The organism is Pseudolactococcus raffinolactis NBRC 100932 (assembly GCF_001591765.1).
Taxonomy (GTDB): domain Bacteria; phylum Bacillota; class Bacilli; order Lactobacillales; family Streptococcaceae; genus Pseudolactococcus; species Pseudolactococcus raffinolactis.
In genome coordinates this window covers 1-554 of the sequence record NZ_BCVN01000111.1, presented here as the reverse complement: position 1 = coordinate 554, position 554 = coordinate 1, and the positions used below count along the sequence as shown (strand labels likewise).

Genomic DNA, 554 nt, shown 5'->3' with positions numbered 1-554 from the left:
GCATCGCCTTCAAATTGAAAAAGTAATGCAAAGTTTGAAGTTTTAGCTCCGTCAATTTCGGTTTGAACACCGTCAGTTGCGTCTAGCACTTCGCCCAAAATATCGACAAGGAAACCGTCAGGTACTTTTGCAAGTGTGAGAGTTCCTTCGTATGATGAGGTTCCTGGTGCGCTGTAATAGACTTCGTTATCCGCCTCGAATGATACCAATTCCGCTTTACTTTCCAAGCTAATTTCTACTGCACCCTTGATTGCCACAGGTTTAGCATAAACAACCTTGCCTGTTTCGTTAATTGTCATTTTTGAGTAATGTACATTTTTAAGTCCATAAACGACTTTATTTTCTTGTGTTGCCATTTTTAAATTCTCCATTTTCTATTTTTATTTATTAAATTAGTTGCAATTGCATGTATTGTTCATCTTCTTTTGCTATAGTCCAATCAGTCAATTCGCCAAATTCGATTTTAGTTTTATTTATAAGTACAGATGACGGTGTTTGCTCATAGGTATACATTCTTATATATTTAGCTTTTCTTAAAATTTCAAATGTTCTGA

Annotated in this window: 1 protein-coding gene; it reads right to left on the bottom strand. The window is 35.2% G+C overall.

The genetic code is table 11. From position 1 onward, the window contains the following. A partial coding sequence (locus LRA01S_RS10680; protein WP_373279984.1) for a major tail protein occupies positions 1-356 on the bottom strand: 356 nt, incomplete at its 3' end. Between the last annotated feature and the right edge of the window lie 198 nt (positions 357-554).